The organism is Streptomyces sp. NPDC046881 (genome assembly GCF_040645015.1).
In the GTDB taxonomy this organism is placed as follows: Bacteria; Actinomycetota; Actinomycetes; order Streptomycetales; family Streptomycetaceae; genus Streptomyces.
The window spans coordinates 244,906-267,297 of record NZ_JBEYXJ010000001.1 but is presented as its reverse complement, the minus strand read 5'-3'; the positions used below and the strand labels follow the sequence as shown (position 1 = coordinate 267,297).

General features: G+C 72.4%; 25 protein-coding genes. 15 read left to right on the top strand and 10 right to left on the bottom strand.

Translation table 11 applies throughout. The annotated features are described in order from the left end of the window. The first annotated feature begins 21 nt into the window (after positions 1–21). Genes ABZ923_RS01220 through ABZ923_RS01210 form a run of 3 tightly spaced genes read left to right on the top strand, consistent with a single transcriptional unit; the run spans position 22 to position 2,844 of the window. A complete protein-coding gene (locus ABZ923_RS01220) occupies positions 22–1,431 on the top strand; it encodes a protein kinase (protein ID WP_361465119.1) in 1,410 nt (469 codons plus the stop codon). 48 nt (positions 1,432–1,479) lie between these two features. Then, positions 1,480–1,959, top strand: coding sequence for a hypothetical protein (locus ABZ923_RS01215; protein ID WP_361465116.1), 480 nt, complete (start codon positions 1,480–1,482; stop codon positions 1,957–1,959). Positions 1,960–1,974: 15 nt separating this feature from the next. Further along, the gene (locus tag ABZ923_RS01210; RefSeq protein ID WP_361465113.1) at positions 1,975–2,844 is read left to right on the top strand and encodes an alpha/beta hydrolase; all 870 of its coding nucleotides are present in this window, start codon (positions 1,975–1,977) and stop codon (positions 2,842–2,844) included. A 90-nt stretch (positions 2,845–2,934) separates the two neighbouring features. Here ABZ923_RS01210 and ABZ923_RS01205 read toward each other — a convergent pair whose 3' ends face one another. After that, positions 2,935–3,924: a magnesium and cobalt transport protein CorA gene (locus ABZ923_RS01205; RefSeq protein WP_361465111.1), complete on the bottom strand. Its 990-nt coding sequence runs from the start codon at positions 3,922–3,924 to the stop codon at positions 2,935–2,937. Positions 3,925–4,436: 512 nt separating this feature from the next. Further along, positions 4,437–4,883, bottom strand: coding sequence for an ATP-binding protein (locus tag ABZ923_RS01200; protein WP_361465260.1), 447 nt, complete (start codon positions 4,881–4,883; stop codon positions 4,437–4,439). Positions 4,884–5,124: 241 nt separating this feature from the next. Between ABZ923_RS01200 and ABZ923_RS01195 the strand changes: the two genes are divergently transcribed. The 5 genes from ABZ923_RS01195 (at position 5,125) to ABZ923_RS01175 (ending at position 8,287) form a co-directional block, all read left to right on the top strand. Then, complete coding sequence (locus tag ABZ923_RS01195) at positions 5,125–6,219, top strand: YihY/virulence factor BrkB family protein (RefSeq protein ID WP_361465108.1); 1,095 nt, start codon at positions 5,125–5,127, stop codon at positions 6,217–6,219. A 55-nt stretch (positions 6,220–6,274) separates the two neighbouring features. Continuing rightward, a complete protein-coding gene (locus tag ABZ923_RS01190) occupies positions 6,275–6,823 on the top strand; it encodes a phosphatase PAP2 family protein (RefSeq protein ID WP_361465105.1) in 549 nt (182 codons plus the stop codon). Between the two features lie 155 nt (positions 6,824–6,978). Continuing rightward, positions 6,979–7,404 carry a phage holin family protein gene (locus tag ABZ923_RS01185; protein WP_361465103.1) on the top strand — a complete coding sequence of 142 codons (426 nt, stop codon included), beginning with the start codon at positions 6,979–6,981 and terminating at the stop codon, positions 7,402–7,404. Beyond that, positions 7,401–7,883, top strand: a complete 483-nt coding sequence (locus ABZ923_RS01180) for a DUF3618 domain-containing protein (RefSeq protein ID WP_361465100.1) — start codon at positions 7,401–7,403, stop codon at positions 7,881–7,883. Before ABZ923_RS01185 ends, ABZ923_RS01180 begins: the two co-directional genes overlap by 4 nt. Before the next feature lie 149 nt (positions 7,884–8,032). Beyond that, positions 8,033–8,287 (top strand): hypothetical protein, encoded by a 255-nt coding sequence (locus ABZ923_RS01175; RefSeq protein ID WP_361465097.1) that lies wholly within the window; start codon positions 8,033–8,035, stop codon positions 8,285–8,287. 114 nt (positions 8,288–8,401) lie between these two features. Here ABZ923_RS01175 and ABZ923_RS01170 read toward each other — a convergent pair whose 3' ends face one another. Further along, on the bottom strand, positions 8,402–8,581 hold the full coding sequence (locus tag ABZ923_RS01170) for a hypothetical protein (protein WP_361465094.1): 180 nt from the start codon (positions 8,579–8,581) through the stop codon (positions 8,402–8,404). 183 nt (positions 8,582–8,764) lie between these two features. On the opposite strand from ABZ923_RS01170, the gene ABZ923_RS01165 reads away from it, so the two are divergent. Continuing rightward, positions 8,765–9,304: a DUF6368 family protein gene (locus ABZ923_RS01165; RefSeq protein ID WP_361465092.1), complete on the top strand. Its 540-nt coding sequence runs from the start codon at positions 8,765–8,767 to the stop codon at positions 9,302–9,304. 48 nt (positions 9,305–9,352) lie between these two features. Here the strand turns inward: ABZ923_RS01165 and ABZ923_RS01160 are convergent, their stop codons facing one another. Next, positions 9,353–10,612: a SpoIIE family protein phosphatase gene (locus ABZ923_RS01160; protein ID WP_361465089.1), complete on the bottom strand. Its 1,260-nt coding sequence runs from the start codon at positions 10,610–10,612 to the stop codon at positions 9,353–9,355. A gap of 197 nt (positions 10,613–10,809) precedes the next feature. Here ABZ923_RS01160 and ABZ923_RS01155 point away from each other — a divergent pair, with 197 nt between their 5' ends. Next, positions 10,810–11,451 carry a carbonic anhydrase gene (locus ABZ923_RS01155; protein ID WP_361465086.1) on the top strand — a complete coding sequence of 214 codons (642 nt, stop codon included), beginning with the start codon at positions 10,810–10,812 and terminating at the stop codon, positions 11,449–11,451. A 46-nt stretch (positions 11,452–11,497) separates the two neighbouring features. Here ABZ923_RS01155 and ABZ923_RS01150 read toward each other — a convergent pair whose 3' ends face one another. Further along, positions 11,498–12,484 carry an L-threonylcarbamoyladenylate synthase gene (locus ABZ923_RS01150; RefSeq protein ID WP_361465083.1) on the bottom strand — a complete coding sequence of 329 codons (987 nt, stop codon included), beginning with the start codon at positions 12,482–12,484 and terminating at the stop codon, positions 11,498–11,500. Positions 12,485–12,517: 33 nt separating this feature from the next. Next, complete coding sequence (locus ABZ923_RS01145; RefSeq protein WP_361465080.1) at positions 12,518–12,991, bottom strand: MarR family transcriptional regulator; 474 nt, start codon at positions 12,989–12,991, stop codon at positions 12,518–12,520. Positions 12,992–13,100: 109 nt separating this feature from the next. On the opposite strand from ABZ923_RS01145, the gene ABZ923_RS01140 reads away from it, so the two are divergent. Next, positions 13,101–14,072, top strand: a complete 972-nt coding sequence (locus ABZ923_RS01140) for a zinc-binding dehydrogenase (RefSeq protein WP_361465078.1) — start codon at positions 13,101–13,103, stop codon at positions 14,070–14,072. A gap of 109 nt (positions 14,073–14,181) precedes the next feature. On the opposite strand, the gene ABZ923_RS01135 is transcribed toward ABZ923_RS01140, so the two are convergent. After that, positions 14,182–14,961: a polysaccharide deacetylase family protein gene (locus ABZ923_RS01135; protein WP_361465075.1), complete on the bottom strand. Its 780-nt coding sequence runs from the start codon at positions 14,959–14,961 to the stop codon at positions 14,182–14,184. Between the two features lie 541 nt (positions 14,962–15,502). After that, the gene (locus ABZ923_RS01130) at positions 15,503–16,408 is read right to left on the bottom strand and encodes a pyridoxamine 5'-phosphate oxidase family protein (RefSeq protein WP_361465072.1); all 906 of its coding nucleotides are present in this window, start codon (positions 16,406–16,408) and stop codon (positions 15,503–15,505) included. 361 nt (positions 16,409–16,769) lie between these two features. Here ABZ923_RS01130 and ABZ923_RS01125 point away from each other — a divergent pair, with 361 nt between their 5' ends. After that, complete coding sequence (locus ABZ923_RS01125) at positions 16,770–17,213, top strand: universal stress protein (protein WP_361465069.1); 444 nt, start codon at positions 16,770–16,772, stop codon at positions 17,211–17,213. Positions 17,214–17,341: 128 nt separating this feature from the next. Here the strand turns inward: ABZ923_RS01125 and ABZ923_RS01120 are convergent, their stop codons facing one another. Then, positions 17,342–18,037 (bottom strand): response regulator transcription factor, encoded by a 696-nt coding sequence (locus ABZ923_RS01120; RefSeq protein ID WP_361465067.1) that lies wholly within the window; start codon positions 18,035–18,037, stop codon positions 17,342–17,344. Between the two features lie 318 nt (positions 18,038–18,355). Here ABZ923_RS01120 and ABZ923_RS01115 point away from each other — a divergent pair, with 318 nt between their 5' ends. From ABZ923_RS01115 to ABZ923_RS01105, 3 genes are all read left to right on the top strand, one after another. Further along, positions 18,356–19,288 carry a universal stress protein gene (locus tag ABZ923_RS01115; protein ID WP_361465064.1) on the top strand — a complete coding sequence of 311 codons (933 nt, stop codon included), beginning with the start codon at positions 18,356–18,358 and terminating at the stop codon, positions 19,286–19,288. Further along, positions 19,285–20,193, top strand: a complete 909-nt coding sequence (locus ABZ923_RS01110) for a universal stress protein (protein ID WP_361465062.1) — start codon at positions 19,285–19,287, stop codon at positions 20,191–20,193. The genes ABZ923_RS01115 and ABZ923_RS01110 overlap by 4 nt, the downstream gene beginning before the upstream one ends. Before the next feature lie 391 nt (positions 20,194–20,584). Continuing rightward, positions 20,585–21,655 (top strand): zinc-dependent alcohol dehydrogenase family protein, encoded by a 1,071-nt coding sequence (locus tag ABZ923_RS01105; protein ID WP_361465059.1) that lies wholly within the window; start codon positions 20,585–20,587, stop codon positions 21,653–21,655. A gap of 252 nt (positions 21,656–21,907) precedes the next feature. Here the strand turns inward: ABZ923_RS01105 and ABZ923_RS01100 are convergent, their stop codons facing one another. Continuing rightward, positions 21,908–22,366 carry a pyridoxamine 5'-phosphate oxidase family protein gene (locus ABZ923_RS01100; RefSeq protein WP_361465056.1) on the bottom strand — a complete coding sequence of 153 codons (459 nt, stop codon included), beginning with the start codon at positions 22,364–22,366 and terminating at the stop codon, positions 21,908–21,910. Between the last annotated feature and the right edge of the window lie 26 nt (positions 22,367–22,392).

Genomic DNA, 22,392 nt, shown 5'->3' with positions numbered 1-22,392 from the left:
GGGGAAGCAGTGGGAGATGACATGAGGCTCCGCCAGTCGGCTCTGGCGCCGTTCCGGTGTTCCGCACACGTGCTGGGCGGGCGGTACCGCCTGGACACGGTCGTCGGATCGGGAGGCGCCGGCGATGTCCACCGCGGCTTCGACCTGCGTCTGCAACGGCCGGTGGCCGTCAAGGTCTTCCGCGTCGGTGCCGAGGGCGACAGGGAGGACGGCTTCCACAACGAGGCGGTGATCCTCGCCCGGTTGCGGCACCCCGGGCTGGTCACCGTCTACGACGCCGGCCGGCACGACGGACGTGCCTATCTCGTGATGGAGCTGATCGACGGCCCCACGCTGAAGGCCCGCATCGCCGCGCGTCCCCTGGCGCCCGGAGAGGCCGCGGCCCTCGGAGCCGGACTCGCACGTGCCCTGGCCCACGCTCACGACGCAGGGATCGTCCACCGCGACGTGAAACCCTCGAACATCATCCTGGACGCGTCCGGCCGCCCCCACCTGACCGACTTCGGGATATCCCGGCTGCTGGACGCCACCACCCACACCGCCACCGGCTCACTCATCGGCACGGCCGCCTACCTGTCTCCCGAGCAGGTGCTCGGCCAGCCCGTCGGCCCGCCCGCCGATGTCTACGCCCTCGGCTTGGTGCTCCTCGAATGCGTCACGGGCCGACTCGAGTACGACGGTGTGCCCTTGGAGGCCGCGATCGCGCGGCTCCACCGGCGGCCCGAACTGCCCGACTCCCTGCCGGAGGAGTTCGCGGCCCTGCTGGCGGACATGACCGCCATGGACGCGCAGGACCGCCCATCGGCCGACGACTGCGCCCGGGCCCTGACCGCCCTGGCCGCCACCGTCGGCCCCGGGCCCGCCCAACCCCCGGCCGAGGTCACGAGCCTGGTCCCCAGGCAGGCGCCGGCGCGGGGCGACCTCACGCACCCGTACGCGCCGCACACCGCCGGCACGGCCGTACCCAAGGCCGCATCCGCCCGCGGACGCCACCTGGTCGTCGGTACGGCCGCCGCGGTGGCGGCCGCCGTCGCCGCCACTCTCGCCGTATCCGACGGACCTCCGCACCAGGAAGCGACACGGGCGGCGTCCAGCCCCTCCGTGAAGGCAGGCACACCAGACGCGTCAACTCCCGGTGGGGAGGCGGAATCTGCTCCTGCCGAGCCCGCCGGCCGTGACGTCGCCGCCGGACGGCGTCCTGCCGCCCGTCCCGATCCGACGACCAGCCCCGCCCACGCGGTCCGGAACCGGGAACCGGCCGTCGACGCAGTGGTACGCAGCACCACGGTCCCGGCCTCACAGGTCGCGGGAACGTCCCGGACGGCATCGCACGGCAAGAAGGGGGCGCACGCCGCCGGCAAGCGAGCCGACACGTCCCGGAAGGCCGAAAAGGCGCATGAGAAGAAGTCCCGGAAGAAGCACGGGGACTAGCCGCACGTGACCGGTGCATGTCGGAGGCGGCCAGTAGCCTCGGGCTCCATGGGCATTCGGATCGACGTAGTGGTGGATTACCCGATCAACGATGAGATGGAGAGGGTGCTCGGCCTGGCCGAGGCGGTCGGCGAGCCCGTCACCCTCACGATCGTGTGGGACGGGCAGAGGCAGGAAGAGGCGGAACGAGCGGTGCTCGTACCCGCGGCCACGCTGGCGCTCTGGGAGCACTGGGCCCCCACCGCCTGTCCGGCGGGTGCCGCCGGGGAAGAGGACCCGGCGGTGGCGGAGGAGCAGGAGCTGGCCCACCCGGCGGAATTCGGCCCCTTCACGCTCTTTCGCCGTCGCGTGGGAGGGCGTACGGCGGTTGCGCGCGAAGGCGTGGTGGTCGCCGAGCTTTTGGACCCCGACGAGGCGCACTGGCTCCAGGAGAAGGCCCGCGGTGTCCGCCAAGGGTTCATGGATCCGAAGCAGAGGGCTGCGTTCGAGGAGTTCCTCGCCCGGCAGGCATCCCTCGACGAGCAGTGACGGGAGATTCCAGACGTGTTCGAGGGTTTCGAGACCAGGCGGGTTCAGACCGATGACGCGTCGATTCTCGTCCGCCACGGCGGGGAGGGGCCGCCGGTGGTGCTGCTGCACGGCCACCCCCGGACATCCGCGACCTGGCATCGCGTCGCCCCGCTCCTCGTCCGGCGCGGTTTCACCGTCGTGTGTCCCGATCTCCGGGGGTACGGCCGGTCCACCGGCCCGGCACCCACCGCGGACCACGCCGGATACTCCAAGCGGGCTGTCGCCGGTGACGTGGTCGAGGTCATGCGCTCCCTCGGCCATGCCCGGTTCGCACTCGCGGGGCACGACCGCGGGGGCAGCGTCGCGCTGCGTCTCACGCTCGATCACCCCGACGCGGTCTCGCGGGTGGCGCTGATCGACTGCCTGCCGCTCACCGAGCACCTGTCCCGCATCACGACCGAGTTCGCCACGCAGTGGTGGCACTGGTTCTTCTTCGCCCAGCCGGACATCCCCGAGCGAGTCATCAACGCCGACCCTGACAGCTGGTACCGCGGCGATCCTCGGACCATGGGACGGGAGAACTACGACGAGTGGCGTGCGGCCACGAGGAACCCCGACGTGGTGCGGGCGATGCTGGAGGACTACCGGGCCGGCCTCACCGTCGACCGGCGGCACGAGGAGGACGATCGTGCCGCCGGGGTACGGATCCGGTGCCCGGCGCTGATCCTCTGGTCGCTCCGGGACGACCTAGAGGACCTCTACGGGGACCCGGTGCGGATCTGGCGTCAGTGGGCGCCGGACGTACGGGGCCACGGCATCGACTCCGGCCACCACGTGGCCGAAGAGGCTCCGGAAGCGCTCGTGTCCTCCCTTGCGGACTTCTTCACCGGACGGCCTGCCTGAGCGCCCGGAGCAGCACCCGTCGGCGCCGAAGCGCTCCCGTCGCCGTGCGTCCGCCGGCCCCGGGACCGTCCGCGCGCGCCGACCCGCCCGTCACAGCCAGCCGTTGCGGCGGAAGGCCCGGTACAGCAGTCCCGCGCCGAGGGCCATCACGGCGAGCGCGCACGGGTAGCCGTAACGCCAGTCCAGTTCGGGCATGTGGGAGAAGTTCATGCCGTAGATGCCGGCGACCATGGTGGGGATGGCGCAGATGGCCGCCCAGGCGCTGATGCGGCGCATGTCGTCGTTCTGCCAGGTGCCCACCTTGGCGAGATGGGCGTCGAGGACGGAGGCGAGCAGGTCGTCCAGGGCGCGGACTTCGGTGTCGGTGCGGGTGAGGTGGTCCGTCACGTCACGGAAGTACGGCAGGACCTGCCGCGGCCAGTCGTCCCGGGCCGTGGTGAAGGGCTGCATGACGGGGACGAGGGGCTGGACGGCGTCGCGGAACTCCACCACCTCGCGTTTGAGCGAGTAGATCTGCTCGGTGAGGTCGTCGCGGGCGGGCGAGAAGACGCACCGTTCCAGTTCCGTCAGGTCCGTGCGCACCTGGGCGGCGGCCTCGGCGTACGCGTCGACGATCACGTCGGTCACCGCGTGCAGGACGCTGACCGGTCCGAGCCGGGTCATGTCCGGCTGATCGGCGAGCCGGCGCGCCGCCTCCACCGTGGGATCGTCCGCTCCGTGCCGCACGGTCAGCGCGAAGGACGGCCCGAGGAAGACCATCACCTCGCCGGTTTCCACGTCCGCGCTCCGCTCGACGAACCAGACCGTCTTCACGGCGACCGCGAGGACGTCGCCGTAGCGCTCCTGCTTGGGCCGCTGATGGGCCTGGACCGCGTCCTCGATCGCCAGAGGATGCAGGTCGAGGTACTCGCCCAGCCGCTGCAGCTCCTCCTGGCGGGGTTCGTCCATGCGGATCCAGGCGAACTCGTCCGGTTTCAGCACCGCCAGGCGGTCCAGGGTGGCCTGGCATCCCGCGTCCGCCTGCCGGTAGTCGATCTGCTCGTACTCGCCCGTCCGCTCTTGATAGATCACGCACTCCATGCCCTACGGATGCTTCCACCGGCGCGATCCATGCTTGGGGGAGTGCAAAGGTCTGTCGTGGTGAACCGTCCGCACCCCGGTTGGTCACCAGACCTTCACACAGGCGGGCCGCTGGCCGGGAGCTTGCTGGAAACCCGGTGGGGAGTTGCCGGCTGGAGGGATCTGTCGCTGTGTTCGCCGTCGCCGTGTTATTGCTGCCCGTACTGGGCCTGCTGTTGTACGGAATGGACCGCATCGAGGGCTGGTTGCAGGGCGGCCCGCGGGTGGCACGTCACGCCCGTGGCCGTCATCTCCGACTGGTCCACAGCACGAGTAAGCCGAGTGATCCGGCTGAGCAGTCAGTGCCGTACCGCGACGTGGCCTGATCGCGTCGGTATAAAAGCCGACACCGGGGCTACCCGCCCCGTGCGGGGTTGGGAAGCCAGCCCCGCCGAGCTCCCCGAGTCCCGACTCGGGGAGCTCAGCTTCTTCCCGTCCTGGTGCCGGCGGCCGCCGCACGCCGGCTTCGCCCCTCAGGGCCGGCGGCGGGCCGTACTCCCGTGGGGGTCGTCGAAGAGGGCGATGCGGGCGGTGATGCGTTTGCCGACCGGCTCCCGCTGCGCCTCGAAGCCCTGGACGACCGCCATCACGATCTCCAGTCCGTGCTGGCCCACCCGGCCGGGGTCGGCGGCCCGGGCCACCGGCAGCACCGGATCGCTGTCCCAGACCGCCACCTCGATCACCTCGTCGGTGACGCGCAGGTCGAGCAGCACCGGGCCGGGCGCGTACTTGCGGGCGTTCGTGACCAGTTCGCTGACCACCAGCTGCGTGAGGTCCATCGCCCGTGACGGCACGAGGATGCCGTGGTCGGCCCGCAGCCGGGTGAGAAAGCCGGCCGCGAGATGGCGCGCCTCGGCGATGCACGTGCCGTCGCCGTCGAGCGCGGCCGACATCCGCCACGACTCCTGCTCCGGGTCCATGCCGCCCTGTTCGCCGAGAAGGACCGACTGCATCCCCACTGCCTTCATGCCCACCGCCTTCGCCACCCCGTTCATACGCCCGCGCGTACCCGCGATCGTCATCTGTACGCCTGCGCTCTCCCCGGTCGACGCGAGCACGTACGGTCTGACAGCACCGGGGGAGGGCTGAGCGGGCCGCCGGTGCGGTGGCCGATCTCCCCGCGCAGGCGTAGACGGGGCCGTGAGGGGTTACCCGGCGCGTATGGCGAAGCTGCATCTTCCAGGGCGAAAAGCACACGACGGTGTCGACGAGGCGCAGGCACGCGAGGCTGAGGCGCGCGAGGCGCCGGCACGCGACGAGGCGGCACCCGAGGAGGCCGGGCCCGGGCCGGAAGTGGAACGCCGGGCACCGGACACGCCGACCAAGCTGCCCAAGCGGGCGTGGGGCGCCGTGTTCAAGGGGGCGCTGCGCGAGTTCAAGGACGACGAGCTGACCGATCGTGCGGCGGCGCTGACGTACTACGGCGTGCTGTCGCTGTTCCCGGCGCTCCTGGTGCTCGTGTCGCTGCTGGGTATCACCGGCAAGTCGGCGACCGACGCGGTGCTGGCCAACATCAGGAAACTCGCTCCCGGCTCGGCCCGGGACATCATCACCCGGGCCGTGGAGCAGTTGCAGAGCAGCGCCGGCGTCGGCTCGATCATGGCCATCGTCGGCATCGTCCTGGCCGTGTGGTCCGCCTCCGGTTACGTGGCGGCGTTCATCCGCGCGGCCAACGCCGTCTACGACATGCCGGAGGGCCGCCCGGTGTGGAAGATCCTTCCGGTGCGGGTCGGCGTGACGGTCGTGCTGATGGTCCTGGCCGTGGTCAGCGCGCTGATCGTGGTGTTCACCGGCGGCCTGGCCCGCCGGGCCGGGACCGCGCTGGGGGTCGGGGACACGGCACTGACGGTGTGGTCGATCGCCAAGTGGCCCGTCCTCGTGCTCCTGGTCACGATCATGATCGCGATCCTGTACTGGGCGAGCCCCAACGCGAAGGTGAAGGGCTTCCGCTGGATCACCCCGGGCAGCTTCCTGGCCCTGCTGATCTGGATGATCGCCTCCGCGGGGTTCGCCTTCTACGTGGCCAACTTCGCCTCCTACAACAAGACCTACGGCACCATGGCCGGCGTCATCGTCTTCCTGGTCTGGCTGTGGATCACCAACCTGGCCATCCTGCTCGGCCTGGAGTTCGACGCCGAGACCGTACGCCAGCGGGCCATCGCGGGCGGCCTGCCGCCCGACACCGAGCCGTACACCCAGCCCCGCGACACCCGGACGTGGGACGAGGAGGACCGGCGTCGCCTGGGCGAGGAGTGACCGGCCGCCTGACGATCTTGGGTGTGGGCGTCGACCTGCGGGATATCCGCCTCCCATGAGGGTTCTTGCAGTGTTGCGTGACGTTGACCGGTCGCTGAGTGAACAGGTGGCCTGGCGCGTTCCGCCCGGTGCCGGCAAGGTGCTGTCGGCTGTGGAGGAGGCCGCGGAGAGCACGAAGCTGTGGTGCGGCTCGGCCGCCGCGATGGCCTGGCTGGGCGGGTGGCGCGGCCGCAGGGCGGCGGCCGGTGGCCTGGCCGCCCTGGCCGTGGCCCAGTTGATCTCGAACGGCCTGTGCAAGCAGCTGGCCGACCGGCCCCGGCCGCCGAAGGAGTGGTTCCCCCACGACGAGGTGGACGACCGGCCCGACTCCTCCTCCTTCCCTTCCGGCCACACCGCCGCCGCGGTGGCCTTCACCGCCGCCGTGGCGGCGGTGTGGCCGGCCGCCGGCGCGGTGTGCGCCCTGCCGGCCGCGTTGGTGGCGCTCGAACGCGTGCAGAGCGGCGCCCACTACCCCAGCGACGTGGCAACCGGCGCCGTCATCGGCCTGGCCGGCGCCTGGCTCGCTCGTCACGCCCCCCGGCTGATCCTCCGCCAGGGGCTCTAGCGGTCGGCGCGGGCCGGATACGACGCGCGTGATCCCGGCGGGGTGCAGGCAAGCCACGTCGATCGACCTTAACTCGCCTGTTCGGGGTACTCGCGCGCTCGTCGGATGGCCGGGCGCAGGGTGCGGCCCGGCCGATACGGACTCAGGAACGGGAGGTGACCGACGTGTCGAGCACACAGCCGCACCACGCCGGATCCGGTGAGGAACCGGTCAGCGAGCTGGTGCAGCGGGCCTCGCAGCAGTTGACCGAACTGGTGCGGGGCGAACTGCGGCTGGCGCAGGCGGAGATGAAAGAGAAGGGCAAGCGTTACGGCAAGGGCGGCGGCCTCTTCGGCGGCGCCGGTGTCGTCGGCTTCCTGATGCTGCAGGCGCTGGTCGCCACCGTGATCGCCGCGCTCGCGGTGCCGCTGCCGGTGTGGGCAGCGGCGCTGATCGTCACAGCGGTGCTGGGTGTGATCGCCGCGATGATGGCCATAAGCGGAAAGAAGCAGGTCGACCAGGCCGCGCCGCCCACGCCCGAGCAGACGATCGAGAACGTGAAGGCCGACGTGGCCGAGATCAAGGAGAGTGCGCACCGATGACCCAGCCGCCGCACGACGAGCCCACCGCCACGAGCCCCGAGGAACTGCGCGAGCAGGTCGAACAGACCCGGTCCGAGCTCGGGGAGACGGTCGAGGCGCTCGCCGCGAAGACCGACGTCAAGGCACGTGCCCAGGAGAAGGCCGCCGAGGTCAAGGAGCAGGCCGCCGCGATGGCCGGCGAGCTGAAGGAGCAAGCCGCCCTGAAGGCCGCCGAACTGAAGGCGAAGGCCGCCGACCTGGCGCACCAGGCGCAGGACCGGCTGCCCGACCCGGTCAAGGACGGTGCCGCCCAAGCCGCCGAGCAGGCCCGCGCGAAGGCGGCCCAGGCCGGTCAGCTGTGGGAGGAGAAGGCACCCGAGCCGGTGCGGCAGAAGACGGCTCAGGGAGCGCAGCTGGCGCGGAACAACCGGAAGCTGCTGCTGGCCGCGGCGGGCGTGGCCGTCGTGACGTGGTTGGCCTGCCGCCGCTCCAAGGGCTGAGCACCGGCGATGACCGGGCCGGCGCCTCCCGCCGCCCGCTCGGAACCCGGCCCGGCTGACGGCACGAGCACGTGGGGAGGGCCGGTACGACACCGACACCGGCCCTCCCACCCGCTGACCAGTACTCACGCGAAGGACGCCTCACCGCCATGTCCGACCAGCACGCCGCCGCCGCGCTGACCGCCGCGGCAGTCATCGCCGCGGTCCTCGTCGCCAGGGCGGCCGTCCTGCACCACAGCAGCCGTGGTCCGGTGCTCGACCGCAGCACGTCCTCCGGCGACGAGACCGCACCCGCTACGGCCGCCTTCCCGGCCGACGCTGCCGCCTCGGTCGTGCGGGAGGCTGAGCAGCACGTCCACCGCTGCTGGCAGCAACTCCCCACGCGGGTCGACCCTCCGGAGTGACCGGCGCGACCTGCGAGCCCCGCCCCCGCCACCCGCGCCCAGCTCGTCGTCATCGCGTACCGAAGCGGCCTGGTGAGCCCGCACCCGCTCAGCTGGCCCAGCTCAGCGCTCTGTTCACATGCCGGACCCGCCGATGGGTATCTGCGGCGCCGTCGGGATGTAGTCGTGGGCAAGGCCGGCGTCGCGGTTGTGCCGGTGGCGGTGCGCCTCCGGGTGGTCGTACGTCCTGAGACGCCGACGGCCGGAGACGGTGTCCCGCACGATGGCCGAGGCTCGGCTGAGCAAAGTCTTCAAGGCGTTCCCCCTCGTGTGTGTGGTCCCGCCAGTCAGTGTGCGCCGACCACCGCAGCACGCGCCGCCGCTTTGAGCAGAACTTGAGCCGCCTCGGGCCAGCTGCTCGGCCGGAGCCGGCGGAACGACCGGACCGGGCCTGGAACTTCGCGGCTTCTCGGTGTCGTAGACGTTAGGCTCCGAGCCATGAGCGGGCCGGTGTTGGTGATCGAGTTGGCGAAGGCCGTCCCCTGCGAGGCGGTTCGGCGGCTCCGCGGTCTTCTGGCTCGCTGCTCGGCACGGTTCGAGGAGAAGCGGGTCGGCGAGTACGACCTGAACATCAACGCGGAATGCCTCGGAATCCCGGACACCGGGAGTGTCGACGGCCGGCGGCCCGTCCAGGTCTCCCTCATGGGGCCCGGCATCGGCGACGAGGCCACCTTCGAGGCTGAGCACGACGAAGTCGATCTGGAGCCTTTCATCGGCTTCACGCCGACCCACGCCGTCCACGTCGTCGCCTTCTGCAACCGTCCGATCGACCACGTCGTCACGGTCCTGCTGACCGCCGCCGTGATGGAGGTGGTCGGCGGCGTTGTCCACGTCGAACTGAGCGAGGACCAGGTACCGGAAGTGGCAGGCCTGCCGGGCGTCGTAGCAACGATGACCCATCCATGGCCCGCCGCGTACGGCTCGGCGGTGTTCCTCAGAGCATGGGCTCGACAGCCCGGCTTCCGGCTGCTGAAGTAGCCGGAACCCGCGTCAGCCTGCTCAGGCCCAGTCCGCGCGTCGGTGCGGTCAGTACGGTCGGGTCGTGCGGTCCAGGCGGACGACGACGATGGCGATGTCGTCGTCGGCGCCGCTGGAGAGGCCCAGGCGGGCGAGGAGGGCGTCGGCGAGGTGTTCGGCGCCGAACCCGGTGCAGGTGGCGAGCGTGGCGGTCAAGCGGGTCAGGCCGGCGTCGATGTCCTCGTCGCGGCGTTCGATCAGGCCGTCGGTGTAGAGGACGAGGGTGTCACCGGGGGTGTAGGTCGTGTTGGCCTGGGGGCGGGGGACGTGTTCGGGGCGGGCGCCCAGAGGCGGGTCGGTGGCCTGGTCGAGCAGCCGGCAGGAGCCGTCCGGGTGCAGGAGGATCGGTGGGGGATGGCCGGCGCTGCTGTAGATGAGCAGCTGGCTGTGACAGTCGACGAGGACCTGGACGGCGGTGGCGGCCAGTGCTCCATCGACCGAGCGGGCATAGAGCCCGAGGACCTCCAGCGCCTGCGCGGGACCGTGGACGGTGCGGGTGGCGGCGCTCAGCGCGCTGCGGAGCCTGCCCATGACGGTGGCGGCCATCAGCCCGTGGCCGACCACGTCGCCGACCGTGACGGTGAAACGGTCCCCGGGCAGGTCGACCGCGTCGTACCAGTCGCCGCACACGTTCAGTGATCCGGTCGCGGGCAGGTAGCGCACGGCGATGTTCGGGTGCCGGGCGAGGTCGGGGGAGTGGAGCATGGCTTCCTGGAGGGCGACGGCGATACGCCGTTCACGGGCGTGGGCCTGCCGCAGTTCCAAGTTCAGCTGCTGCAGTTGCCGCGCCCGGGCGTACAGCTCGGCTTCCATGGCCGCTTCCCGGCCGGGGCTGACCGACGGCGTGTGCGCGGTGCGGCGGGCACGGACGACGTCGGTCATGTCCTCGGACCGGTGGATGATCCAGGCGACCTTCCCGTCCGGGCCGGGGACGGGCGCGTTGATCGCGGTCCACCACCGTTCCTTGAACACCTCGGGGCTGCCGGGGACCGGGATGTCGTACTTCTGCAACGCCATGTGATCCGTCTGGCCGGAGCACAGGACACGGTGCAGTGAGGCCTGCAGCGTGCTCACCCCGTCGGCCTCCGGATCGGTGGGGTTGTCCGGGAAGACGTCGAAGAGGTACTGCCCGATCAGCTCGGCCCGGCTCCGTCCGGTCACCTCGCAGAAGGCCGGGTTGGCGTCAGCGATCACCAGGTCCGTGCCGAGCACCAGGCACGGGCTCGGAAGGGCGGCGAACACCCCTGGGTAATCGATGTTCGGTGTCACACGCTTTCCCTGCCAGTGGCTCGCTCCTCAATCTACGAAAGGTCCGGCTTCCGCGCCCGCCGACCTCGCTCGCGGGCTGCGGGCGCCACCGCCGGCCTGTGGTGGGACCGCGGGACGGGGGGTGACGGCGCCGCCTGGAAGAGGCTTGTACAGGGGCAGGCGGTGCGACGCCTGGAGCGGGGTCCTAGGCTACGGACATGACCGAGATCAAGACTCCGACGCCCCAGGACGCCTTCGAGCTGCTGCTGGCCGGTAACCAGCGCTTCGTCGCGGGCACTCCCGAGCACCCGAACCAGGACTCCACCCGCCGCGCCGAGATCGCACCGTCCCAGCAGCCCTTCGCCGTGCTGTTCGGCTGTTCCGACTCCCGCCTGGCCGCCGAGATCATCTTCGACCGCGGCCTGGGCGACCTGTTCGTGGTGCGCACCGCAGGCCACGTCATCGGCGCGGAGGTGCTGGGCAGCATCGAATACGGCGTGGACGTACTGGGCAGCCCGCTGGTCGTGGTGCTCGGCCACGACTCGTGCGGCGCGGTCGGCGCGGCGTGCGCCGCGCTGGAGGACGGCATGACGCCGTCCGGGTACGTCCGGGACGTCGTCGAACGGGTGACGCCCAGCGTGCTGGCGGCGCGGGCCGCCGGACGGGTCGAACCGGAGGAGATCCTCGCCGAGCACATAAGGCACAGCGTCGACCTGCTGCTGGACCGCTCCCGGGTGCTCGCCGAGAAGGTCGCCGCCGGGCAGGCCGCCGTGGTGGGCCTGTGCTACCGCCTGGCCGACGGCAGCGCGAAGGTCGTCGCGGCCCGGGGGCTCGACGTGGCGGTGCCCGCGGCGTCCTGACCGTGGAGGCCGTGGCCGCTCGGGCACGCCACCGATCCGATGCCGGTCACGCGGAGGGCCGGGGCCCCGCGGCGCGGCGGAGCCGGTTGGCGATCGCGAGTCCCAGTCCTTCCTCCGCCGGCAGGGACGCGACGATGAGGTCGCAGCCCTGCTGGTCGAGCTCGCGCAGGAACCCGTACAGCCCGCGCGCGTAGGCGTCCATCGACGCGGGGACCGACGCCACGGCGTGCGCCTTCACCGTGGCGTCGGTGACGGCGGGGGGAAGGAAGACCCCGACCCGGTGCCCCAGCTGCTGCGCGAGCTCCGCTTCGGCGACGACCTTCTCGGGCTCGACGAGGACGACCCGCGCACGCGGCGCGTAGTGGGACGGGTGCTGGCCCGGCACCCGGACGCGGCTCGTCGAGTGCACCGCGAGCGGGCGCCCCAGCACCGCTTCGAGGTCCTCGCGGGTCACCCCGCCGGGGCGCAGGATGCTCGGGACCTCGCCCGTGGCGTCGACGATGGTCGACTCGACGCCGACCTCGCAGGATCCGCCGTCCAGCACGAAGTCGACGGCATCCCCGAGCTCGGCCCGGACGTGGTGCGCGGTGGTGGGGCTGACCTGGCCGAAGCGGTTGGCGGACGGGGCCGTGACACCGCCGCCGAAGGCCGACAGCAACGCGAGGGCGACGGGGTGGTCGGGGACGCGTACGGCCACCGTTTCCAGGCCACCCGTCGCTTCGAGGGGCACCCGGCTGCCGCGCCGCAGCACCAGCGTGAGCGGCCCCGGCCAGAAATGCTCGGCCAGCAGGCGCGCCGTCGCGGGAACGTCCTCGACCCAGTCGTCCAACTGCTCCGCGCCGCCGATGTGGACGATCAGCGGGTGGGAGGGCGGACGCCCCTTGACCTGGAAGATGCGCGAGACAGCGGTGGGATTCTCGGCGTCGGCGCCGAGACCGTAGACGGTCTCGGTCGGGAGCGCCACCAGCCCGCCGGCGCGCAGCACTCCGGCCGCCTTCTCGATGTCACTGGTTCGTGCGGTCACCCTCGTCATCCTAGGGGCACGTCGGGCCGGTGCCGGATCGCCCTAGCGACGGCGAGGGGTCTGCTCGGCCAGCACGCTGGTGGCGCGCTCCAGGAGGGCGCACAGGGCGGCGTGCTCCTCGGGGGCGAAGGCGTCGGTGAGGGCGCGCTCCAGCACGATGACCTCCTGGTAGGCGCGCTCCAGCACGGTACGGCCCTGGTCGGTCAAGGACGTGAGCAGAACCTTGGCGTGGACGGGTGACGGCGTGCGCGCGACGAGGCCCTTCTTCTGCAGACCGGTCAGGACCGTGGCCATGGTCTGCTGGGTGACGCCGCAGGCCCGGGCGAGCTGCGCACCGGACATGTCCGCCTCCGCCGACAGCGCGAGCAACACGGTGTACTGGGTCATGGTGAGGCCGTGCCCGCGCAGCACGGCTTCGTGGTGGCCCATCAGAGCTTGCTCGGCGCGCCGGATGCGGCCGCACAGGTAGTCCTCGGCCGGGACCCCGGCCTCGTCATTCGCCGTCGGATCGGCCATCGACGCCTCCACCTCAATCAGCTTTCTTGGTTGACTCAGCATGCTGATACTCATACGGTCGGCACATCCGCCTGTATCAGGATACTGAGTCACCTGAGGGAGCAGAGACATGAAGGCTGTCGTCCTCGACACCGACGACCGGTTCCGCCTCACCGAGCTCGACCGGCCCCTGCCCGGCCCCGGCCAGGTCGCCATCGCCGTCCAGTACGCCGGGATCCAGTGGGGCGATGTGCTCGTGCGCCGCGGCCACTTCCCCGTGCAGCGGCCCTTCGTCCCCGGATTCGAGGCCGCCGGACGGGTCGTCGGCGTCGGCCAGGGCGTCGACGAGGCGCTGCTGGGCCGGACGGTCACCGCGCTGACCGGCGGGGGCGCCTTCGCCGACGTGGTGATCGCCTCCGCCGCGCTCGTCTTCGACGCCGAGGGACTCGACCCGCGCACCGCCGCCGCGTTCGGCTGGGCGACCGCGACCGCGTACGACCTGGTCCACACGGTCACCCGGGTGCGCTCGGGCGAGCGCGTCCTGGTCCACGCGGCGGCCGGCGGCGTCGGCACCATGGCCGCCCAGTACGCCCGGGCCGCGGGGGCCGGCCGGATCGTCGGTGTGGTGGGCGACGCCGAACGGGCCGCCTATGCCGCCCGGTTCGGCTACGACCGGCTGATCACCCGTGCGGAGTTCGCCGACGCCGGGGACGCACAGGCCGGCGAGGAGTCCTTCGACGTCGTCCTCGACCCGGTCGGCGGCCCCACCCGCCTGACCAGCCTGCTCCGGCTTGCCCCGCACGGCCGGCTGGCCATGTACGGCGCCCTCGCCGGCTCAGCGCCCGTGGCGCTCGACAGCGACGAGCTGCTGATGAGAGGCCGGTCCGTGCTGTCCTACAACAGCGACCTACTCAGCCGGACCCACCCCGAACGGCTCGCCGACAGCGCCCGGCAGGCCCTGCGGGCCGTGGCCCAGGGGCACGTCCGGCCGGACATCACCGCCGAATACGAGATGGCCGACCTCGACGAGGCGCTGCGCCGACTCGCCGAGGGGAAGACGTACGGCAAGAGCATCCTGCGCGTCGCGCCCCAGCTCACGTAACCGGTCGGCGGCGAAGGCGGGGGCAGGCTCGCCCGCGTGCCCGCGCAGGAACGGGCCGGCCTGCGAAGGGCAGCTTGGCGAGCAGGGCGTACGGCTCTCGCCACTCGAGTCACTGGAGTTGGCCGCATGGTTCACGCTGGTCACAAGCAGGGGTGTGGAGGAGGCCGCGGAGGTCGATGACGCGGTAACCGCGGGCGGCGATCGCGTCGAGGATCCGGGGCAGGGCCTGGGCGTCGATCACGTCGGTGTGGCCCTCGGGCGTGCCGACGTGCAGTTGCAGGATCGCCCCTGGGCGCAGTGCGTCCAGCGCCCGGTGCACCGCGCGGTCGACGGTCATGCCGCCCGCGGTGCCCATCCATCCGTTGGTGTCGGTGGTGAATTCGATGTCCGCGAACCCCAGCCCGTTGACCTCCCTGATCTGGGCAGGGCTGGTCTCGCTGTAGGGAAACCGGAAGAACGGGGTCAGGGCTCGACCCGCCCCGGCCGCGCGCAGGGCCCGGTCCGCCGCCCGGACCTCCCGGCGCCTCCCGGCGGCGGTCAGCTCCTTGAAGCAGGGATGGCTGTACGAGTGGTTGCCCAGGCCGTACCCCGAGGCCGCGAGCTTCTTCACCACCTCGGGGTGGCGGTCGGCGAAGTCGCCGGTCAGGAAGAACGTGGCAGGTGTACGCCGGCGGCCGAGCTCACGGAGAACGCCGTCCAGGCCGGCGTCGTTCCAGGCCGCGTTGAAGGTCACCGCGACCACCCGCTCGCGCGTACGGATCAAACGGTTCTCGGACCCGAACAGCGTCCGCAGGCCTTTCTCGCCCGCAGGCACCGCCGAGCGCGACGAGACGGCCTCGGCCGGCACCGCCGAGGGCCCGGACACCACCGACCAGAGAACCGCGATCACCCCGGCCACCGACCCGAGGCGACGGCGGGACACAAGACGGCGTGCGGCGACGAGAGAATACGTTCCCATGCCACCGCCATCGGCCGACCCCTGCCCGCCCTTGAGCCCGGACCGCTCGGCGGGGGGGCGGGAACGACGAGGTCAGAAGCTGGAGGCTGCGTGGCGGAGTGCTGGTGGTGCCGCGGCCCGACTCGGGGATCGGTTGCGGCACCACCGGCTACGGGCACTCGCCACGCCTGCACCGACTGCCCTGTCCCGGCGTGCGTATGCGGAGCCGAACGGGTGATCATCTGCCGCGACCGGCCGCCCTCATCGTCCCGGAACCGCGGCCTGGGGGTCCGCCCTGTGCCGCGGTAGCGCCAGCCCGCCGCCGATGGGGCCCGGCCGCATCGGCGGCGGGTGGTCGACCAGGCCGGCCCGGCGCTCGGGCGGCGCGCCCAGGAGGACTCGCGAGGCCGCTCGCGGCGGGTCGGGGTCGTAGCCCGTCCACTCTCGTGCGGTGCCGTGACACGCGATTCCGGCGGGAGGGCGCCCCGTGGTCCTACCGGTCCGCAGGAGTGATCCGGCGGCCCGTGAGGCTCGCGGGCCGGATCGACACCCACATCTCGCGCTGGCCGCCCGCCCACGGTGTGGTGTGCGCGTGCTGGGTGAGCGTGCGTACGGCCTCGGGTTCCGTCACCACGCTCGCCGGGCCGACAGCGAGCACGCTCCAGCCCTGGCTCAGGGCGTCGTCCACGTGGTCGACCTCGAAGGCGACCTCCGTTCCCGCGGCTGCCGCGGCCACGGAGTCGGGCGCTGTCCGGAAGACGATGGCGTCGTCGACGACCTCGTAGTTGACCGGGACGACGGCCGGGCGGCCGTCGGAGGCAGTCACCGAAACGCGCCCGACGCCGTGTGTGGAGAGCAGGGTGCGGCACTCCTCCGGGCCGAGGTCCCGCAGCCGGGGACGGAGCAGCGCGCGCCCCTGACCGGGCGGAAGGTCCATGCCACCGCCACGCAGTGCCGCGACCGTGGTGCCCAGTGCGTCGGCCAGTCGGATGAGTGTCGCCGGCGTCGGGTCGGCGGGCCCTTCCTCCAGATACGCCAGGTAGTTCGGTGACATCCGGGCGCGGCCCGCTGTTTCCGCCCGGCTGAGCCCGCGCCTGTGCCGTGCGACGGCGACGCGCCGGCCGAGGTCCCCGGGACCGGCCGCTCCGGTCACCCGGGTCGCGGCGGACGCGGCGCCCGCCTGCTTGTCGTCCGGGGACACGGGCTGTTCCCGCTCCCCATGGCGGATGTGGGCGTCGGGCCCGGGGAACACCAGCGTCACGTCGTCCGTGTCCGACCAGCGCACGTCGTAGGGGGGTGTTCCGTCGTCGTGACGGAGTCCGACGATCTCGCCGTCGCGCCTGGCCGCGCCGGTCGCCGGGCTTTCGATGACGAGGTGGTCGCCGAGGTGAGCTCGCATGATCGCCGCCCTCTCCGCACAGTGGTGCTGTATCCAACCTGCCACCGGGATCACACGGCCGCATGGGCCGAAAGGCCCCCGCCGCGGGTCCACATGGCGCCGCGGAGGGCACCGGATCACGCGCGCCCCCGGCGCCTCCGACACCGGCCGGACCGAGCCACGGGTGGCCGTGGTGGTGTTCGCACGAGGCCCCAGCACAGGAGCCCTCAAAGTCGTGCTGCACCGTGAGTGAACCGCCCAGGGCAAGCACCGTCCGTCATGCCGCTGGATGCTCTTCTCTGGCGGTGTGGCCGGGTGTCCCGCAGCGTGGAGCAGAGGGGCCCGACCAGGCGGTCCGGTCGCTGCGGGAGAGGTGGAACGCATGGACAGGGATGTCTCCGAGGCGCGGGTCGTGGTCGGCGTCGACGGGTCGTCGTCCTCGTACGCGGCCCTGCGCTGGGCCGTGCGGTACGCGGGCCTCGTCGGCGGGGCGGTGGAGGCGGTCGCCGTGTGGGAGCTGCCGGGCCTGTACGGCTGGTCGGCACCCGCCGTGGACATGGACGTCGACGAGGACGAGACCCGGCAGAAGATGAGGCGGGAACTGACCGAGGTGCTCGGTGCGCAGGCGGCCGAAGCGGTCAGGACCCACGTGGTGCACGGAAACCCCGCCGACGTCCTGTTGCGGGCCGCCGAGGGAGCCGAGGCGCTGGTCGTCGGCAGCCGCGGAAGGGGCGGGTTCGTCCGCGCCCTGCTCGGGTCGGTCAGCCAGCACGTGTCGCAGCACGCGAAGTGCCCGGTCGTGATCGTGCGCTCCGAGGAACAGTGATCCGACGCGCCGGGGTGCGCCGGCGCACGGACCGCTGCACGACACCGGCGACGACCCTGCCACGGTGCACCGGGCCCCGGCCGCGGTCCGCACCCGGCAGAGTGGGTCGGGCGAGTGACACAGCCGGCTCAAGGAGCAGCGCGCGGGTCGCGCCCGTCCAGGTGGGAGGCGAGGACCGCCGCCTGGACCCTGCGCTGCACGCCGAGCTTGGCCAGCAGCCGCGAGATGTGATTCTTGACGGTCTTCTCGGACAAGTAGAGCCTCTTGCCGATCTCCCGGTTGGTCAGGCCGTCACCGATCAACGCCAGGATGTCCCGTTCCCTGGGGGAGAGACCGGCCAGCTCGGGCGGCAGCGACGGCACCTCGGCAGGGTCCGCCCGCAGGGAACGCATGAGCCGGGCGGTTGTCGCCGGGTCCAGCATCGACTGGCCCGAGGCGACGGTGCGCACCGCTGACAGCAGGTCCGAGCCCTTGATCTGTTTCAGGACGTATCCCGATGCCCCGGCCATGATGGCGTCCAGCAGGGCCTCCTCGTCGTCGAAGGAGGTCAGCATGAGGCACGCCAGTTCCGGCATCCGGTCGCGCAGTTCACGGCAGACCGAGATGCCGTCGCCGTCCGGCAGGCGGACGTCGAGCACGGCGACGTGCGGGCGCAGGGCCGGTCCCCGGGTGAGCGCGTGTTCGGCCGTGTCCGCGTCGCCGACCACGGTGATGTCCGGTTCGGCGTCGAGGAGGTCCGCCAGGCCGCGTCGTACCACCTCGTGGTCGTCGAGCAGGAACACGCGGATCGGGTCCTGCTCGCTGAAGGTGCGCGTCTCGGTCATGGCGACCCCCACGTCTCCTGGACGAGGACAGACTCCCGACTGTCCCAGAGACCGATCATTCCCCGCGGCTACCGATTGCACCAGGGCCGATCGGACCCGTTCGCGAGGTCGAACTCCGCGTCCACGACCCCCTCGACGGACATCACCAGGCGTGCGGCAACGGGCACGAGGGCGGTGTCACGGAGGAGGCCCGACGGCCGACGGCGGCGGCGACGGTTAAGGGCCGGTCGGTTCCCGGACGGGGCCGTCCGGCCCCTGAGCGCGAACGCCCCGCGGCGCCACGCTGGTGCGGAGTCCTCACTCGGGGAGGCGGAGCCCGTGTCCCGAACCGTCACCGTGGGTCTCGACGACTCGCCCGAGAGCCGGGCGGCAGTCGAGTGGGCGGCGCGCGAAGCGCTGCTGCGTGCCCTGCCGCTGAAGATCGTGCATGTCCGGGAGCCGTTGCCCGGATTCGTGGCGCGGACTCCACTGCTGGATCCCGAGGTCCACCGGCAGTGGGCGGAGCAGCTGACGCACGAGAGCGCGGAGGGCGTCCGGCTGCGCCACCCGGGCATCGAGGTGATCACCGAGCAGCCGACGGGGCCCGTCACCGAGGTCCTGTGCGCTGCGGCCGGCATCAGCGAACTGCTGGTGCTGGGCTCGCGGGCCCTCGGTGGGGTGAAAGGGTTCGTGGTCGGCTCGGTGAGCCTGGGAGTCGTGGCCCGCGCCGAACGCCCGGTGGTGCTGGTGCGCGCGGGGGAGCAGGCCGCCGACGAGCACCGGATGGACCCGGCGGGCGTCCCGTCCGCCGCGGCGCCGTTCCGGCCCGTCGTGCTCGGCCTCGACCTCTTCCACCCGGACGACACGCTGCTGGAGTTTGCCTTCGACGCCGCCGCGCGCCGGAACGCCGCCCTGCGCGCCGTCCACGCCTGGCCCGACCTGCCGCCCTCCTTCGCCCGCCTCGCCGGTGGCGCCGGACTCGACGACTCGCTGGAGCGGGGCCAGGCCGCCCTCCTGAGCAAGGCCCTGCGTCCCTGGCGGCAGAAGTTCCCGGACGTCGAGGTCCTCGAGGCGAGCCGGTGCGGCAGCGCACCACGGGTCCTCGCCGACTGTTCCCGTGACGCCTCCCTGGTGGTCGTCGGCCGGCGCGTCCGCACCGGCTTGCTCCGCGCCCACATCGGCCATGTCACCCACTCCGCCCTGCACCACATCGCCGCCCCGGTCGCGGTCGTCGCGCACGCTGACCGGCCATCCGAGGAGAAGAAGCCTTGAACGCATCAGCCGCACATGCCTACGGGGAACCCCTCGACCTTCCCGTGGTCGTCGGAGTCGACGGCTCCGAACCGAGCCTGCGGGCCGTCGACTGGGCCGCCGACGAAGCGGCCCTGCGCGGGGCGTCGCTCCGGCTGGTGTACGCCTCGCTCTGGGAGCGCTACGAGGGCGTATCCGTGAGCGGCGACCTCGGCAAGCCGTCCGAGGAGCTGATGGTCGAGGACGTCGTAGGGACCGCGGAGCGGCGTGCCCGCCATCGGCAGCCGGGTGTGAAGGTCACCACCGACGTGCTGCCCGAGGAACCGGAGTACGGCCTGATCCGGGAGAGCCGCAGCGCTCTCGCGATGGTGGTGGGCTGCCGAGGCCGCAGCGGCATGACCGAGGCGATCCTCGGCTCGGTGAGCGCGGCCCTGGCCGGGCACGCGCACTGTCCGGTCGTCGTGCTGCGCGGAAGCCATGACAACCGGGTGGCCCCAGGGGCACGCGCCCGCATCGCCCTGGCGGTGGGTGACGAGCCGGCGGGCTCGGCCGCCGTACGGTTCGCGGTCGAGGAGGCCATGCTGCGCGGGGCTCTGCTGGAGGCCGTCCGGGCCTGGCACCGGCCCTTGCACGAGCCTGTGGCGCATCCCCTGATCGCCGGCCGGCCGGCCCGCCTCCAGGAGCAGCAGGCCGTGGAACTGGTGGAGGAAGCGCTGCGGGACGCCCCGGCCGGCCTGGACGTGCGGCGCCGTACGGTCGAGGGCTACGCACGCGACGCCCTGCTCGCCGAGTCCCGTGGAGCAGCCCTCGCCGTCGTCGGCGCCCGGCGACGCCCGGGCCACTTCGGGCTCCACCTGGGCCGTGTCGCCCACGGCGTGCTCCACCATGCCCCCTGCCCGGTGGCGGTCGTACCCGAACCCGCCTGAGAGCCGCACCGGCGGTCGGCCGCGCCGCGGCTTCGTCGGAGAAGAGCGGCGCAAGGTGCCCGCTGGGCAGTCCGCACGTAACCCCGTCGGCCCGTCAGCGGCCGCCGGTCGGTTCGCGCCTGAGTCCGCGCCGTGACGACTTCTTCGACGGTGACCGGGCGGAGCCGCGCCCACAGGGGCGAGGGGCCTCGCGGGCACGCCACGCGGCCCGGTAGCCGGCGGCACGGGAGCCCCGCCGGCTCGGCACCGTCCGGCCGGGAACAAGGGCCGGACGGCCCAAGCGGGGGACGCCGCCCACCGCACAGGCTGAACGTGCGGGGCCTGCCGGCGTGCCGTTCGCGTCGGATCACCGGTCCCGCCGCAGACCGCACCAGGGTGAGGAGCCAGTGCCATGAAAGGCTTCGTCTTCCACGGTCCGGGACAGGCGTCCTGGCAGGACGTGCCCGACCCCTCCGTCAAGGAGCCCACCGACGCCGTCGTGAGCGTCGGCGCCGCGACCATCTGCGGGACCGACCTGCACATCCTCAAGGGTGATGTTCCGGAGGTCCGCCCCGGCACCGTGCTCGGTCACGAGGCGGTGGGCGAGATCGTCGAGATCGGCGGCGATGTCCGCACCGTACGCCCCGGGGACCGGGTGCTCGTCTCCTGCATCACCTCCTGCGGCCGCTGCCGGTTCTGCCGGGACGGCTCCTACGGCCAGTGCCGTGGCGGCGGCGGCTGGATCCTCGGCCACCTGATCGACGGCACCCAGGCCGAGTACGTCCGCGTGCCGTACGCCGACCTGTCCGTGCACCCGCTGCCCGCGTCGCTGCGCGACGAGGACGCCGTGCTGTTCGCCGACATCTTCCCGACCTCCTACGAGGTGGGCGTCCTCAACGGCCGCGTACGTCCCGGCGACACGGTGGCCGTCGTAGGAGCCGGTCCCATCGGCCTCGCGGCCGTCATCACGGCACGCCTCTTCTCGCCCGAGCGGATCATCGCCGTCGATCTGGCTCCGGCCCGGCTGGAGGCCGCCCATCGGCTCGGCGCCGACGCGGTGGCCGACGTCCGCGAGGACGCCGCCCAGCTGGTGGCCGACCTGACCGGCGGGCTGGGCGCGGATGTGGTGATCGAGGCGGTCGGCGTGCCGGAGAGCTTCGAGCTGTGCACCCGGATGGTCCGCCCCGGAGGACACGTGGCCAACATCGGCGTGCACGGCAAGCCCGCCACGCTGCACCTCGAAGACCTGTGGATCAGGAACGTGACCATCACGACCGGCCTGGTGGACACCTCCTCCACGCCCGTCCTGCTGCGGATGGCCGCCGCCGGCCGGCTCCCGACCGGGCAGCTGGTCACCCACACCTTTCCGTCGGACCACATGGAAGAGGCGTACGACGTCTTCTCCAAGGCCGCCGAAACCGGCGCGCTCAAGGTGGTGCTCGGCGCCCGGCAGCACACGGAAGTGGCCGTTCCCGCGGCCTGACCGACGAGAAGCGTGACGGCCACGACCGAACGGACGACCGCGCATGCGGCGGACGAGGCGCCGTCGGGTGACCCGGGCGGGCGGTGGCCGTGATCTGTGGGTCCGGACCGATCCCGGCATCGATCTGTGGGTCCGGATCGATCCCGGCATCGTCACGGGGCGCCGGGTCACCCGCCGAGTGCGCTACGACACCCCGGCCAAGGCGGTACGAGCGCGTGGAGCCCGTACCGCCTCCGCCGTGTGCGGCGGCCGTCATCCGGCTGCCGCACCGGTCCCGTCCGACTCCCTGAGGCGGACACCCGAGACCACCTCGGGGCGGATGCGCACCGCCTGGTCCATGCCCTGCATGGGCACCCAGGGCTGCAACAGCCCCCGGACCCGGTCCAGTTCGGCGGGATCGGTCACCAGACGGGCGTAGCCCGTGACGACCACGCTCCAGCCGAGGTGGCTGGCAGGGTCGATGGCGTCGGCCTCGTAGGCGACGACCACCCCGCTGCCGGGGGCCTCCCCGGCGTGCGCCGTCAGAGCCGCGCCCTCGTGGGTGCGGATCACGATGTCCCCGTGGTCCAGAACGTGATTGACCGGACGGACGGTGGGCAGCGCCTGCCGGGTGAAGACGATCCGTCCCAGCGAGACGCTGCCCAGCAACCGCAGTGCCTCGACGGGGTCGAGGTCGATGCGCTGGTAGGCAGGGGCGTACTTGCGGGTCATGGGCTGCTTCTTCGGAGGTGGAAGGG

Coding starts and splice junctions, on each gene's coding strand:
- ABZ923_RS01145 (WP_361465080.1), bottom strand. CDS start 12,991: ATGGCCGATCCGACGGCGAATGACGAGGCCGGGGTCCCGGCCGAGGAC.
- ABZ923_RS01140 (WP_361465078.1), top strand. CDS start 13,101: ATGAAGGCTGTCGTCCTCGACACCGACGACCGGTTCCGCCTCACCGAG.
- ABZ923_RS01175 (WP_361465097.1), top strand. CDS start 8,033: ATGTCCGACCAGCACGCCGCCGCCGCGCTGACCGCCGCGGCAGTCATC.
- ABZ923_RS01125 (WP_361465069.1), top strand. CDS start 16,770: ATGGACAGGGATGTCTCCGAGGCGCGGGTCGTGGTCGGCGTCGACGGG.
- ABZ923_RS01100 (WP_361465056.1), bottom strand. CDS start 22,366: ATGACCCGCAAGTACGCCCCTGCCTACCAGCGCATCGACCTCGACCCC.
- ABZ923_RS01205 (WP_361465111.1), bottom strand. CDS start 3,924: ATGGAGTGCGTGATCTATCAAGAGCGGACGGGCGAGTACGAGCAGATC.
- ABZ923_RS01150 (WP_361465083.1), bottom strand. CDS start 12,484: ATGACGAGGGTGACCGCACGAACCAGTGACATCGAGAAGGCGGCCGGA.
- ABZ923_RS01105 (WP_361465059.1), top strand. CDS start 20,585: ATGAAAGGCTTCGTCTTCCACGGTCCGGGACAGGCGTCCTGGCAGGAC.
- ABZ923_RS01155 (WP_361465086.1), top strand. CDS start 10,810: ATGACCGAGATCAAGACTCCGACGCCCCAGGACGCCTTCGAGCTGCTG.
- ABZ923_RS01190 (WP_361465105.1), top strand. CDS start 6,275: ATGAGGGTTCTTGCAGTGTTGCGTGACGTTGACCGGTCGCTGAGTGAA.
- ABZ923_RS01195 (WP_361465108.1), top strand. CDS start 5,125: ATGGCGAAGCTGCATCTTCCAGGGCGAAAAGCACACGACGGTGTCGAC.
- ABZ923_RS01165 (WP_361465092.1), top strand. CDS start 8,765: ATGAGCGGGCCGGTGTTGGTGATCGAGTTGGCGAAGGCCGTCCCCTGC.
- ABZ923_RS01200 (WP_361465260.1), bottom strand. CDS start 4,883: ATGGACCCGGAGCAGGAGTCGTGGCGGATGTCGGCCGCGCTCGACGGC.
- ABZ923_RS01180 (WP_361465100.1), top strand. CDS start 7,401: ATGACCCAGCCGCCGCACGACGAGCCCACCGCCACGAGCCCCGAGGAA.
- ABZ923_RS01130 (WP_361465072.1), bottom strand. CDS start 16,408: ATGCGAGCTCACCTCGGCGACCACCTCGTCATCGAAAGCCCGGCGACC.
- ABZ923_RS01220 (WP_361465119.1), top strand. CDS start 22: ATGAGGCTCCGCCAGTCGGCTCTGGCGCCGTTCCGGTGTTCCGCACAC.
- ABZ923_RS01215 (WP_361465116.1), top strand. CDS start 1,480: ATGGGCATTCGGATCGACGTAGTGGTGGATTACCCGATCAACGATGAG.
- ABZ923_RS01120 (WP_361465067.1), bottom strand. CDS start 18,037: ATGACCGAGACGCGCACCTTCAGCGAGCAGGACCCGATCCGCGTGTTC.